The 13,778-nt window shown below is 62.3% G+C and carries 12 protein-coding genes; 8 read left to right on the forward strand and 4 right to left on the reverse strand.

Annotation, left to right across the window (positions count from 1 at the left end; genetic code table 11):
* Positions 1–52: 52 nt before the first annotated feature.
* Both OOJ09_RS20370 and OOJ09_RS20375 read right to left on the reverse strand, forming a co-directional pair.
* Positions 53–931, reverse strand: coding sequence for an N-acyl homoserine lactonase family protein (locus tag OOJ09_RS20370; protein ID WP_269906909.1), 879 nt, complete (start codon positions 929–931; stop codon positions 53–55).
* A gap of 24 nt (positions 932–955) precedes the next feature.
* Positions 956–1,432: a hypothetical protein gene (locus OOJ09_RS20375; RefSeq protein WP_269906910.1), complete on the reverse strand. Its 477-nt coding sequence runs from the start codon at positions 1,430–1,432 to the stop codon at positions 956–958.
* A 204-nt stretch (positions 1,433–1,636) separates the two neighbouring features.
* Between OOJ09_RS20375 and OOJ09_RS20380 the strand changes: the two genes are divergently transcribed.
* The 5 genes from OOJ09_RS20380 (at position 1,637) to OOJ09_RS20400 (ending at position 6,845) form a co-directional block, all read left to right on the forward strand.
* Positions 1,637–2,626 (forward strand): LacI family DNA-binding transcriptional regulator, encoded by a 990-nt coding sequence (locus OOJ09_RS20380; RefSeq protein WP_269906911.1) that lies wholly within the window; start codon positions 1,637–1,639, stop codon positions 2,624–2,626.
* Between the two features lie 126 nt (positions 2,627–2,752).
* Positions 2,753–3,613, forward strand: a complete 861-nt coding sequence (locus OOJ09_RS20385; RefSeq protein WP_269906912.1) for an SDR family NAD(P)-dependent oxidoreductase — start codon at positions 2,753–2,755, stop codon at positions 3,611–3,613.
* Between the two features lie 58 nt (positions 3,614–3,671).
* Positions 3,672–4,472: an N-acyl homoserine lactonase family protein gene (locus OOJ09_RS20390; protein ID WP_269906913.1), complete on the forward strand. Its 801-nt coding sequence runs from the start codon at positions 3,672–3,674 to the stop codon at positions 4,470–4,472.
* Positions 4,450–5,424 (forward strand): NAD(P)-dependent oxidoreductase, encoded by a 975-nt coding sequence (locus OOJ09_RS20395; RefSeq protein ID WP_269906957.1) that lies wholly within the window; start codon positions 4,450–4,452, stop codon positions 5,422–5,424. Before OOJ09_RS20390 ends, OOJ09_RS20395 begins: the two co-directional genes overlap by 23 nt.
* A gap of 32 nt (positions 5,425–5,456) precedes the next feature.
* Positions 5,457–6,845: an MmgE/PrpD family protein gene (locus OOJ09_RS20400; RefSeq protein ID WP_269906914.1), complete on the forward strand. Its 1,389-nt coding sequence runs from the start codon at positions 5,457–5,459 to the stop codon at positions 6,843–6,845.
* A 171-nt stretch (positions 6,846–7,016) separates the two neighbouring features.
* On the opposite strand, the gene OOJ09_RS20405 is transcribed toward OOJ09_RS20400, so the two are convergent.
* Positions 7,017–8,072, reverse strand: a complete 1,056-nt coding sequence (locus OOJ09_RS20405; protein ID WP_269906915.1) for an ornithine cyclodeaminase — start codon at positions 8,070–8,072, stop codon at positions 7,017–7,019.
* Between the two features lie 2 nt (positions 8,073–8,074).
* Positions 8,075–9,007: an arginase gene (gene rocF, locus OOJ09_RS20410; protein ID WP_269906916.1), complete on the reverse strand. Its 933-nt coding sequence runs from the start codon at positions 9,005–9,007 to the stop codon at positions 8,075–8,077.
* A 134-nt stretch (positions 9,008–9,141) separates the two neighbouring features.
* On the opposite strand from rocF, the gene OOJ09_RS20415 reads away from it, so the two are divergent.
* From OOJ09_RS20415 to OOJ09_RS20425, 3 genes are all read left to right on the forward strand, one after another.
* The gene (locus tag OOJ09_RS20415; RefSeq protein WP_091582685.1) at positions 9,142–9,582 is read left to right on the forward strand and encodes an Lrp/AsnC family transcriptional regulator; all 441 of its coding nucleotides are present in this window, start codon (positions 9,142–9,144) and stop codon (positions 9,580–9,582) included.
* Between the two features lie 475 nt (positions 9,583–10,057).
* The gene (locus tag OOJ09_RS20420; protein ID WP_269906917.1) at positions 10,058–11,572 is read left to right on the forward strand and encodes an acetyl-CoA hydrolase/transferase family protein; all 1,515 of its coding nucleotides are present in this window, start codon (positions 10,058–10,060) and stop codon (positions 11,570–11,572) included.
* Positions 11,573–11,875: 303 nt separating this feature from the next.
* Positions 11,876–13,648, forward strand: a complete 1,773-nt coding sequence (locus OOJ09_RS20425; RefSeq protein ID WP_269906918.1) for an adenylate/guanylate cyclase domain-containing protein — start codon at positions 11,876–11,878, stop codon at positions 13,646–13,648.
* Positions 13,649–13,778 lie beyond the last annotated feature (130 nt).

Raw genomic sequence — 13,778 nt, forward strand, 5'->3', positions numbered from 1 at the left:
GTTTGAGATCTGGCACCGGTTGCGCGGGGGCCTGAGCGGCCCCCGCTCAGGCTCAGTCGACCCTGCTTTTCTCGCCCTTTGCAAGCGCGATCTCCACCACCTGCAAACCCTTGTCGGTGAGCCGTGAAGGAAATGTGGTGCGCAGCCGATCCTCGTGGACAGGAATCACCCGCCGCACCTCGCCACCCACCGACTTCAGCATTTGCGCGCTGGAGAATATCAAATTGTGCTGGCTTCCGACCGCCAGGCCGATCGGCACGATCTGCGGCGCCTCGGGATCAAGGCCAGTCAGATTGTCGTACGTATAGATGAGGTCGCCCGCAAAGATCCACTTGTCCTCACCTTCCGTGACACCGTCGTTGCGCACGGTGACGTACATGCTGCCGTAGGTGTGGGTATCTGCCGCCAGATGGACGTCGATGCCCGGCAGGACATCCGCCTGGTCGCCGTCGATGCAGATCATCCGCCCTTCCTTCGCTGCCTCGACGGCGCGAACGATATCCGCCGGATCGCCGCCGCCAGTCAGGAAACGATATTCCGGGCTCAAGGTCAGAGCCCAGACCCATTTGTCCAGTTCACTCTTCTGAACATAGAATTTTGCGTTTGGAAACAGATGGATGGCACCCATGTGGTCGAAATGGGCATGCGTAATGAACACGCTGGTCACGTCTTCCGGGCTGACGCCGCACTCGGCCAGAACCTCGCGCGGCCCGTGATAGTTCGAGACACCATAGGCGGTCGCCAATTGTTCGCCATAGGCAACGTGGTCGTAGCCGGTGTCGATCAGGATCGTCTCGCCTTTTCCCTTAAGCAGCACATAGGCATAAGGCAGCTTGCGTGTGCCTTGGTGCTGGGGCCCATACATCATGACGCTGAAGGGGAACTTCTCCACCGCCGCGTATTCGAGCACCCAAATCGAGTAGTCCGCCATACTGTCCTCCCTGGTACCATTGGCCTAAGTGACGTCCTGCGGCAGGCGCCGCGGTGCGTGGGCCGCGCAGCACGCCTGCCCGAAATCGACAAGTTCAAATCCCGGCAACAGGTGTGCCGTCGTTCGAAGGTGATCGCTCGACGACCGCAACGTCCGCACAAGCGCATCGCTTTGCCCGGAGGCGTCGACCCGGAGGCAATCCAAGGTCGCGACGCAGGCTTGGAGGAGTGCGGCGGCGGCAGCGCGCAGGTGATGATGATGATGTGCAGCAATCTCAGGGACCACAAGCGCGCGCGCCTCCTCGGATGCTCGCATTGCTGCCTCCCGGGCACTGGCGAGCGCGCCTTCGGCGAGCGAGGCACGGTTGCGCGAGGTCATCAGAAGCAGCGCAAAGCCGGCGACCTGCGTCAGCGTATCGCTGATAAGCTGCTGGACTGGACGGGCGGCCGCCACATAGCGCAGCACCACCTGGTCCGCCCGGCTGTTCGCTGTTTTGTCCATTGCGATCTCCCCGGCATTCTGAAGGCGCGCACCTGTTAGCAATAGCTGTTTTTGGTAGCGGTAACAATAGAATCTCGAAATTCTGCGGTGAAGGCTTGTTTGTGCGCGCGCGCAATGATTTGATTTCTGCCGCCACGTCGGACTGTGACAGGAATGCCGAAAAAATCATCTGGAGACGGAAACACGCACGGTGGGAGCGCAAGGATGCGCGACGTGGCGGTCCGCGCCGGCGTCTCCACCATGACCGTTTCACGAGTGCTGAACGAGCCCGGCAAAGTCTCCGAGGAGATGCGCGAAAGGGTGCTCCGTGTGGTTCGCGAGATCGGCTATCTGCCGAACCACCTGGCAGGCAACCTCTCGTCGAGCCGCTCCACGACGATCGGCCTTATCGTCCCGAGCATCGACAATTCTATCTATACGCAAACGGTCAAAGGCCTTTCGGAAGTGCTCAAGCGCTCGGGCTTCCAGCTGATGATCGCAGAGTCTGGCTATGACCCCAACGAAGAGGAAGAACTGATTACGATCTTCCTCAGTCAGCGTGTGAGTGGCTTGGTCCTGCACAGCACCGAGCATACACCGCAAGCCGCGGAGAAGATCCGGAAATCTGGCATTCCCGTCGTCGAAAACGGCAATATACCGGAAGAACCACTGGATATGGTGGTCAGTTTTTCCAACCACGATGCATCCTACGCGATGACGATGCATCTCGGCCGGCTTGGATACCGCAAGATTGCTTTCGCCAGTCTTTACTCGGTGCATAACGACCGCTCGAAAGACCGGCTGCAAGGTTATCAAGCCGCGCTGAAGCAGCTTGGACTGGATCCCGACCCTCGTATCGTGCTGGAGACCGAGCGAGGCCTCGCCGCCGGGGCGGAAGTGGTGGCACGCGTGGTGCAGAGCGTACCAGAAGTCGACGCCCTGTTTTGTGCGGGAGACGTGCTGGCGGTTGGCGCCCTCTTTGAATGCCAGAAACGCGGCTGGCCGGTCCCCGGCCGGCTTGCTCTGGCAAGCTTCGACGATGTGGACCTTCTGCGCCACGTCAGCCCATCCGTCAGCACCCTAAGGCTGCCTCGCTATGACATCGGCGAGCGGACGGCGCGAATCCTGCTGAGCCGAATCATGGACGGCGCTGAGCATCTGCGCGGCAGCGTGATCGACCTGAAATTCGAATTGATCCAGCGCGAGAGCACCTGACCTCAGATATCCGGTATCACCCGTTGCATCGCTGACGTCGCTGCTCTAGACTTAAAATCTGTTACCGGTAACAGAATGAGGTCGCTGCATTAGCCCGACAATCGGGCCAGGGCGAGGACCTTGGTGATGCTCACAAAAGCAGCGGGGCAAGGTATGAGCGTGTCGAAGGAAACAGCACAGCCGATGCTTCCTGTTCCGACAAAGGTCCTGAGCGAACGCCGCGCGCTGATCACCGGCTCCACGGCGGGGTTGGGACAAGCAATCGCCGCTCGGCTTGCCGAGGCCGGCTGCAGCGTGATGCTGCATGGGCTCGAAGCGCCCGACGCGGTCGAGTCGCAGCGTCAAGCACTGGCCCAAAGGACAGGCGCGCAGGTTGCCTATCACAGGGCTGATCTGTCCACGCCCGCCGGTGTCGAGACGCTTGTTGCAGCCGCGAGCGCCGAACTTGGCGGGGTGGATATTCTTATCAACAACGCGGTCGTACGGCATTTTGCGTCGATCATGGATTTTCCACCCGAGCAATGGGATTTGGCGCTGGCCGTGAACCTTTCGGCCATTTTCCATGCCGTCCGGCTGTTGCTGCCACGGATGCGGGCGCAGAACTTCGGGCGCATCTTCAACATAACCTCCGTCTACGGTCTGCGCGGCACACCAGGCCGAGTCGGCTATGTGACGACGAAATCGGCCATACTGGGCCTTACCCGGGCAGTGGCGTTGGAGAACCTGGACGTTGACGTCACCTGCCATAGTCTCTGCCCGGGTTCGGTTCTGACACCCGGTACCGAGAGCCGGGTGGAAGAATTGATGGCGGATCGACGCATTGACCGCGGTGCGGCAGAGCGCCTCTTCCTGGAAGGCAAGCAGCCCGGCGGCAGCTTCGTCTCACCGCAGAGCGTCTCCGATCTCCTGGTTTTTCTCTGCGGGCCGATTGCCCGTGACATGACGGGAGCCATGCTTCCGGTCGAGGGAGGATGGCTTGCCAGCTAAGCGGACCCGATCGACGTGATTTGGCGCCATACCGGCTTGGCAGCGAAAGGAGCCACGCATGGATGATACTTATGAACTCTACGCGGTTCGCTACGGTCACCACGACCGCAATGCAGCCGCGAATTTTATCGGCGGCGATCCGCATGATGGCCCGATGCCTCTCGACTACTTTGTCTGGGCCATCGTCGGCAAGACGCGGACCTTTGTGTTCGACACCGGCTTTGACGCCAAGGTGGCGCAGAAGCGGCAACGGCATTTGCTGCGGCCGGTCGGCGAGGGTCTGAAGATGATCGGGATCGAACCTGATAAGGTCGAGGACGTCATCCTGTCGCATATGCATTTCGATCACGCGGGCAACCACGACCTGTTTCCGAATGCCCGCTACCACGTCCAGGACGTGGAGATGGCCTATTGCACCGGGCGTTGCATGTGCCACGACTATCTGCGCCACCCCTTCGCCTACGAGGACGTGGCCAGCATGGTAGCCAAACTCTTCGCCGGGCGGGTAACCTTCCATGACGGGGTCAGTGAGATCGCTCCCAATCTCACGGTGCATCGCGTCGGTGGCCACTCGAAGGGATTGCAGGTCGTCCGGGTGAAGACAGCGCGCGGCTGGGTGGTGCTCGGCTCAGACGCTTCGCACTTCTATGCCAATTTCGAGCAGAACCGACCCTTCCCGGTGCTGGAGAGCGCGACCGATATGCTGGAAGGCTATGCCACGATGCGCAAGCTCGCGAGTTCGCCCAAGCATGTCATTCCCGGCCATGACCCGCTCGTCCTGACGCGCTATCCGGCCGCATTGCCGGGGGTCGACGATATCGTGCGCCTGGATCTCAATCCGATCGCGGAAGCGCCCTGAGCGCGCGGACCCGAGCAGCACTCGACCTTTAAAGGAGTTCACGATGACCAACCTCAGACTGGGTTTTGCCGGTATTGGACGCATGGGAACGCCGATGGTGAAACGGCTCATGGCGGCCGGGTACACAGTAAGCGTTTACGACACCAACGACGTCGCTGTTTCGGCGTTGACAAGAGAGGGAGCGGGAAGGGCCAAGACGCCGGCGGAGCTCATGGGCCTGTCCGACGTGGTCCTTTTGTCGCTTCCGACGCCTGAGATTGTGTACGCCGTGGCGCTCGGCCCCGATGGGCTTGCCTCGGGCAAGGGAGCGAAAATCGTCATCGATCTGTCGACCACCGGCCCGCGCGCCGAGCGGCAGGTGGCGGAAGGCTTGAGGGCCGCCGGCATTACGACAGTCGACTGTCCGGTAAGCGGTGGCGTCGGCGGCGCCGGGAAGGGCACGCTCGCCATGATGGTTGCCTGCGATGTTTCGATGATGGAGACGGTGCGACCAATTCTCGAGACGCTCGGGAAGCCTATCCACGTCGGCGCCGAGCCGGGCATGGGGCAAATGGTCAAAGTGATCAACAACCTGATGTCGGTCACGGCGCTGTCCATTGCCTCCGAAGCGCTGGTGCTCGCCACCAAGGCCGGGCTCGATCCCGATGTCCTGATCGAAGTTGTCAATTCGGGCAGCGGAAGCTCCAATGCAACGATGACCAAGATTCCGAAATTTGTCCTGCCCCGCAGCTTCGATTTCGGCTTCTCGATTGGTCTGTCGGCGAAGGATATTCGTCTCTGCCTCGAGGAGAGCGACGCGCTCGGCGTGCCCATGATCGTGGGCGGCGCGGTCAGGCAGCTTCTGACGGTGGCAAAGAGCGATCTTGGCGCGGATGCGGACCTTACCGAAATCATCAAGCCGATAGAGAACTGGGCCGGCGTGACGGTCGCCGGCAGGAAGGCGAGGGGCTGATTCCTGGCAACTTGCAGATCGGAGGCTCGCTCATGACCGGCGATGTATCACAGCCTTTCGCGGCAGGCCTGTCGCGCCGGCTCGCCGCCTTCGTGCATCGCTCCCGGTGGGAGGATGTCCCGGAGCCAGTCCGCGCGCACGCGATGAGGGCGATCTTCAATGGCTTCGGAACAGCGCTCGGCGGGTCGTCCGATCAGGCGGTGCTGCGGCTGACCAAAAGCCTCGCGCCTTTTTCGGCTGGCGAGAACGCGACCGTGATCGGCCATGCCCAGCGGCGGGACGCATTGACGGCCGCTTTCCTGAACGCAGCGGCCATGAATGTCTTCGACTTCGACGATACCCATGCTGGCACTATCATCCATCCCACCGCGCCCGTTGCGCCCGTCGTGCTCGCGCTGGCTGAAACGCGGCCGACCAGTGGTGCGGAACTCCTTCACGCTTTTACTCTTGGAGTGGAAGTCGCTTGCCGCATCGGCAATGCAGTCTCCCCTGGCCATTATGACCGCGGCTGGCATATCACGTCCACATGTGGAATCTTCGGTGCCGCCGTGGCCGCCGCGAAGCTCCTCAAGCTCGGCGAGAACGAGATACTGTGGGCGCTCGGCAATGCTTCCGCGCAAGCTTCAGGTCTCGTCGAGACCCTCGGCTTCATGGCCAAGAGCACTGGCGTCGGCAATGCGGCCCGCGGCGGTCTCATCTCGGCCCTGATGGCGCAGTGCGGCGTCGAAGGGCCGCCACAGCCGCTCGAGGGACCGCGCGGCTTCCTCAAAGTCTGCTCGGATCACCCAAGGCCTGAACTGATCGAGGGCGGACTGGGGAGGGACTGGGAAATTCTGCGCACTATGTTCAAGCCCTATCCCTGTGGAGTGGTGTTGAACCCCGTAATTGATGCTTGCCTTGCTGCTCGTGCCACCCCCAATTTCTCCGCCAATCAGATTGCCGAGGTTGTCGTGCGCGGTGCCCCCTTGCTCAAGGCTCGTGCCGACCGACCGGAAGTCACCACGGGGCGCGAGGCGCAGGTGAGCGCCCAGCATGCGGTGGCTGTCAGTCTGCTGCGCGGTCATGCCGGCGCTGAAGAATTCAGTGATGCGGCGGTCAACGATCCGCTTGTCAGGGGCCTGCGCGCCAAGGTTCGCCCTGTTGAGATCGATGCCAACACGGCGGTTGAGGCCGCTCATGTCTCGATCCGGTTTGCGGATGGCTCTTCACTGGTCGTGTCCGAAAAAGCTGCTACTGGCAGCCTCGCTCGACCTATGTCTGACTCAGCACTCCGAGAGAAATTTGCCGCCCTCGCGCGTTACGGCTGTCCGACGCTCGGCGTGGCTCCACTTGCCCGTACGCTGTGGACGCTTGCCGATCAAAAAAACTCTGGTGATCTCATGGTTCTCGCTCGGCCGAGCTCCGGGGTTGTCCGCGAATAAACGTCCTTCAGTGCGGATCGCTGTCCATGCTTGGTAACGTCCTCGAAGAAGGCCGAGGTGACGGAGCGCGACCGAACGGTGATGCGATTGCCGACCGCCTCGTGTCTTGTCCTGCCTGCGAAGGTCCATCTCCGGTGATGTATATGCCCGAGGGGACATCCCGTTGAATCCTCATGCAGCAGGCTGCATGGCCGCCCTCAGCAGCATGCCGAACAGGTCTCGAGGCTCGTCGGGGTCAGCGAGCAGATCGAGTTCCTCATAGAGGCCGGTCGCCTGCAGCTGGTCGCGCACATAGCGCAGCGCCGAAAAATCCTCGATCGCGAAACCGACTGAATCGAACAGCGTGATCTGCTTGGCGTCCCGGCGTCCTTGGGCTTTGGCGACGATCACTTCCCAGAGCTCGGTCACCGGATGGTTGGCATCCAGCTGCTGGATCTCGCCCTCAATGCGTGTCTGTGGCGGGAACTCGACGAAAATGTCCGAGCGCAGCAGGATGTCTTTGTGCAGTTCGGTCTTGCCGGGACAGTCGCCGCCGACGGCGTTGATGTGGACGCCGGAGCCGACCATGTTGTCGGTGAGGATGGTGGCGCACTGCTTGTCGGCGGTAACGGTCGTGATGATCCCGGCCCCTTCAACCGCCTCCTGCGCGGTCCCGCAGATGGTGATGTCGAACCCCATGCCGGCCAGGTTCCTCGCGCATTTCAGCGAGGCGGAACGGTCGATGTCGTAGAGCCTGAGCCGATCGATGCCGGTCAACGCCTTGAAGGCGATCGCCTGGAATTCCGACTGGGCGCCGTTGCCGATGATGGCCATGGTTCGCGCGCCGCTCGGCGCCAGATACTTGGCCGCGACAGCTGACGTAGCGGCGGTGCGAAGCGCGGTCAGGATGGTCATCTCGGTGAGCAGCATCGGGTAGCCGCTCCCAACATCGGCGAGCACGCCGAAGGCGGTGACCGTCTGCAAACCCTGGCGCATGTTCTTGGGGTGGCCGTTGACATATTTGAAGCCATAGAGGCGCCCGTCGCTTGTCGGCATCAGTTCGATGACGCCGTCGTGGCTGTGAGAGGCGATGCGAGGCGTCTTGTCGAAGAGTTCCCAGCGGCGGAAGTCTTCCTCGATGTAGCCGGCGAGTTCAGTCAGGAAGCGCTCCACGCCGATGGCGATCACCAGCTTCATCATGCGGTCGACGCTGACGAAGGGGACGATGTTCAGTTTTGCCGTGGTCATTGTCAAAAGCTCCCGGAGTGGCTGCGAGTCGGGCGGTCCATGATGCGGCGACCCATCAGGCTCGCCGTCAGGTCGACCATCAGCGTCGCGGTTCGGCCGCGCTCGTCGAGGAACGGGTTCAACTCGACCAGGTCGAGGCTGGAGACGAGGCCGCTGTCGGACAGCATCTCCATCACCAGATGCGCCTCACGGAACGTCGCGCCGCCGGGAACCGTGGTGCCGACTGCGGGCGCGATCGACGGGTCGAGGAAGTCGACGTCGAGACTGACATGCAGCAGCCCGTCTTCATCCGACACGCGCGCCAGGAAGGCGCGCAGCAGCGGCGCGATGCCATGCTCGTCGATGGCGCGCATGTCGTGCACGGTGACCCCCGCCTGGTTGAGCGCGCTACGCTCGGCCGGGTCGACGCTGCGCAGGCCCATGGCGCAGATACGCTTGGGGTCGACCGCTGCCGGCAGATCCGGGAAATAGCCGCTAAAACCTGGCTGGCCGCTGGCATAAGCGAGCGGGACACCGTGCAGGTTGCCGCTGGCGGTGGTGTCGAGCGTATGGAAGTCCGGATGCGCGTCGAGCCACAGCACGAACAGCGGGCGTCCGGTCTCGGTGGCGCGGCGGGCGAGGCCCGACAAGGTCCCGGCCGAGATCGAATGATCACCGCCGAGAAAGATCGGCATGCAGTCCTTGCTGGCCGCGTAGGCGGCCTCCGCAATGGCCGATGTCCAGGCCGATACCTCAGGCAGGGCCTTCAGCGCCAAATTGCCATGCACAACGCGCCGCACCGGAATTGCCTGGACGGCGCCCATATCCTCGACGGAGTGGCCGAGGCCGGACAGCACCTCGGCGAGTCCGGCGGTCCTCAGGGCACTTGGCCCCATCTCGCATCCCATTCTGCCAGCGCCGTCCTGCACCGGCGCTCCGACGATTCTGCAACGCATTGTTTTTTCCGCGGTTCAAGTTCGAATGGCCGCAAGGGAACCATGGCGAGCCGGCGATATGAACAGGCACAATTGGCAATTCGAAAAGCATACTTTATCATAATGGCACTCAAGTTGATCAGATTGGCAAGACTATGGATGCGCTGGACGAACGTCTCGTGACCTTGCTGCGGCATGATGCGCGTCGCAGCGTGTCGGACCTCGCCGTCGATCTCGGCGTCTCGCGCGCCACGGTCAGGGCGCGTATGGAGCGGCTGGAACGATCTGGCGAGATCATCGGCTACACGGTGGTTCTGCGCGCCGACGCCGTCGATCAGCGCATCCGCGGGATCATGCTGATCGAGATAGAGGGTCATGCCGCCGACCGCGTGGTTCGGGCGCTGGGCGGCTTCCCCGAAGTCTCGACCATCCATACCACCAATGGCCGCTGGGACCTGGTGGTCGAACTCGGGACCGCCTCGCTGACGGATTTCGATGCCGTGCTACGGCGCATCCGGCTCATAGCCGGCATAACGGGCAGCGAAACGAGCCTGCTCCTTGCCACGCCGCGCACGACACGGGCACGACTGACCTAGCTGCCGCGAGATGACGAAGACTGACGGCCAGCTCGAAAAGCCGAACTCGAAGCTTGTGGCAGGATAGATGGGAGGCGATCTCCTGGGGAAACACTCAAGCGGCCAGCCACTCTGGAAATCGTGATCAGACCGCGGCAAGGATCGTCAATACGCCCGCATTTTCCGGCCAGACCACCTTTGACTGCAATTCGACTCCAGCCGGCTCCGCCATGGGATCACCCCTCGGCGAAGGAGCCGTCCTTGTGGCGCCGGATCGGGTTACGTCAGTGGCGTCCTTCCCTGGCGCGCTCCTTGACATAGTCCTCGTCGATCTCGATACCCGGGAGATCGTTGCCTGGTTGAGCTCGGCCGGCATTTCCGTCCGCATGGATCAGGCGCTCGCCTCCATCGGAACCGAGGTTCTCGAGCGATTAGGCCGTCGTTCGACCGCAATGGCAACCGAGAGGATGAAATCGAAGTACGAGGAGGCGGCACGTTGAATCACGAGCGCATTGGGTGTGACGAACTACGCGGCAAGATAACGAGCGCGGAACACGCGGCCTCGTTTATCGAATCCGGCACCACGGTCGGAATGAGCGGGTTCACGGGGTCCGGCTATCCCAAAGCCGTTCCGCTCGCGCTTGCCACCCGGATCAAGGCCGAGCACGCGGCCGGGAACCCGTTTCGTATTCGCGTGTGGACCGGCGCCTCGACCGGGCCGGAACTCGATGGCGCCCTGGCCAAGGCGGACGGCATAGAATTCCGCCTGCCTTACAATTCCGATCCGGTCGCCCGCGAGATGATCAACCGCGGCGAGATGGAGTATTTCGACATGCATCTGAGCCAGGTCGCGCCGATGGCGTGGCAGGGCTTTCTCGGGCCGCTCGATACGGCAGTCATCGAAGTCGCCGGGATCAGGCCCGATGGCTCGCTTATTCCATCCTCCTCGGTCGGCAACAACAAGACTTGGCTCGACCGCGCACGGCAGGTGATCCTGGAGGTCAACAATTGGCAGAATGCCGCCCTCGAAGGCATGCACGACATTTACTACGGCACCGCATTGCCGCCCCACCGCCTCCCCATCCCACTCGTTCGCCCCGACCAGCGCATCGGCGAGCCTTACTTCCGCTGTGACCCCGAAAAGATCGTCGCAATCGTCGAGACCCAGGCGCCAGACCGCAACCTTCCTTTCGCGCCGCCGGACGAGACGGCTCGGTCCATCGCCGGGCATCTCCTGGAGTTCTTCCGTCATGAGGTGGCGAAGGGAAGACTTCCCGCATCCCTGCTTCCGATCCAGTCGGGTGTCGGCAACATTGCCAATGCCGTGCTTGGCGGTCTCGTCGATGCGGCCTTTGAGGACATGACCGCCTATACCGAGGTGATCCAGGACGGCATGCTGGACCTGCTCGAGTCCGGCAAGCTTCGCATGGCTTCCGCCACGGCGTTTTCGCTGAGCCCCGAGGCTGCAGCACGGCTCAATGCCGACATGGCGCGCTTTCGCGACAAGATGATCCTCCGGCCCCAGGAAATCAGCAATCATCCGGAACTGATCCGGCGTCTGGGCTGCATCGCGATGAACGGGCTGATCGAGGCCGACATCTACGGCAACGTCAATTCCACGCACATCATGGGGTCGCGGATCCAGAACGGCATTGGCGGGTCAGGTGATTTCGCGCGCAACGCCTATGTTTCCGTCTTCATGACTCCCTCGACGGCCAAGGGCGGGAAGATATCCGCCATCGTGCCGCAAGCGAGCCACGTGGATCACATCACCCAGGATGTGCAGGTGATCGTGACCGAACAGGGCCTCGCCGACCTGCGCGGTCTCTCGCCCAAGCAGCGCGCCGAGGTCATCATCGCCAATTGCGCGCATCCTGACTACAGGCCGGCATTGTCCGACTATTATCGGAGGGCCAGGGAGCATTCCTACGGTCAGCAGTCACCGTCGCTGCCCGGCGAAGCGCTTTCCTGGCACCAGCGGTTCATCGAAACGGGATCCATGTTGGCTTGAAACCGCAGCATGGGTGCCGTGGCCCCCTTGCTTGTTCTTTCGGCGGGGGTCTCATGGGCTTGGCGGGTCAGCAACAATGGTCCATCATCGACAACTGGCAGTCAGGCGTGGACGATGCCGCGGCCTGCGATCTGCCGCTGATCGTGGTAGAGCTTTTGCCGAGACCCTGTTAGAGTTCCCGGCACGACAGGACGGCATCGCGTCGCACCTGCCGAGGATCTTCTCCCAGCAAAGCGGCGAAATGTTCAGGAGCGGGTAGTTGCCTGGGCTGGGGCAGAACCAGAAGGGACCGGGGGCACGAACATGGCTGAACGGAATTACACCCGTCAGCTGGCGACAATCATTTCTATCGATGCCGTCGGATTCTCGCGGCTGATGGGTCTTGACGATGAATCGGCTGTCGCCGCATTCGAGGAACGGCGCGACATCATCGCCGACAGCTGCAGCACCTTTGGCGGCCGCACTTTCGGTGATGCCGGCGACAGCATCATGGCTGAATTCGGCAGTCCAATCGAGGCGTTGCGCGCGGCGTTCGATTTTCAGGACCGCATTGTCGCGCTCAATTCATCGGTCGCCGAAGCCATGCGCATGCCGTTTCGCGTCGGCATCAACACCGGTGACGTCATCGTTCGGGACGGCCGGCTCTACGGTGACGACGTCAACATCGCCGCCAGGATCCAGGAGTTCGCGCCGCACGGTGGTCTCACCGTCTCGGAAACGACCTGGCACCACGTGAAGGACCACACGGCGGCCGAATTCATCGATCTTGGCGAATTCATGCTCAAGAACATCGCGCTGCCGGTGCGCGTTCTGATCGCGGGGCGCATTGGGAGCGGGTTGTCGCCCGCGCCGTTGGTCGCGGCCGTGCCCCCCGTCAATGGTCAGCAGAAGCTGTCGTCCAAAGGTCCGCCCGCGATCGCCGTACTGCCGTTCCAGGGCGATGGAGGCGAGCGCGATGTCGGTTATATGGCCGACGGCATAGCCGAAGACATCATCTATGGCCTTTCCAACAGCAGATGGCTCTCGGTGATCGCCAAGAGCTCCAGCTTCCAGTTTCGCGATGACACCTTGGGAACGCGGGTAATCGGCAACGCCCTTGGTGCGCGCTACATCGTCAGCGGCACGCTGATGCGCAATGGCGGGCATATCCGCCTGAGCACCTCGCTTGCCGACGTCTCAAACGGGCGATTGGTGTGGTCGCAGCGCTTCGATCGCGACCTGGTCGACATCTTCAGCCTGCGCGACCAGATCGGCGAGGAGATCGTCTCGATCCTCGACAAGGAGGTCGACCGCGCCGAACAGGCGCGGACCTTCCAGGTGCCGTGGGAAAGCCTGGAAACATGGCAATTGGTGCGGCGCGGACGCTGGCATATGAACCGGCGCACGCGCGGCGACACCGAAATCGCGCTGGAGTTCTTCGAAAAGGCCTACCGGGAAGACCCGAACTCGAGCGCGGTGCTGAATGAACTGGCATGGTGGTATTTCTGGCGGGCCTGGCTGCGGTTCGGCGACAGCGACGATCTGGACAAGGTCCAGCAATATGCGCGCAAGGCCTTGCTGATGGACAGCCTGGATGCCCGCCCGCACGCTCATCTCGGCGTCACCGACATCATGAGGGGACAGCCCGGATCGGCGGTCGATCATCTCGAGGAAGCGCTCCATATCAATCCGAGCTTCGCCTTTGCGCGCTCGGCGATGGGCAGTGCGCGCCTGCTGCTCGGCGATGCCGCCGGCGCGATACCGTTCTTTATCGACACGGAGCGGCTGAGCCCCTTCGACCTCTACCGGTTCCACAATCTGGGGGAATTGGCCGCCGCTTACAGCTTCGTCGAGGATTGGCCATCCGCGATCTCCACAGCGGACCGATCGCTCGATCTGTCGCCCGGCTATTTCTATGCCCGGTTCCTGAAGATCGGCGCCTTGGCCAGAAGCGGGCGCAAGGAAGAGGCCAGGCGGGAACTGACCATATTCACGACGAGACATCCGGATTTTTCGGAGCAAAGAGTGCGCTGGATACCGTTCGCGGACAAGGCGGCAAACGAATTTCTCTTGGCCAATTTCGAACTGGCCAGATAATGCGTCGCGAGCGATGCGCAATCGAGGTGGCCGAAGACCGATAACTGTGAAAATATTCACATACGCGGGACGGCTGCAAACCTAGGCCATGGGTAGCCGGCATCGCAATGACGTGGACAGCCGGGGGGCC

This window comes from Mesorhizobium qingshengii, assembly GCF_027563465.1.
In the GTDB taxonomy this organism is placed as follows: domain Bacteria; phylum Pseudomonadota; class Alphaproteobacteria; order Rhizobiales; family Rhizobiaceae; genus Mesorhizobium; species Mesorhizobium qingshengii_A.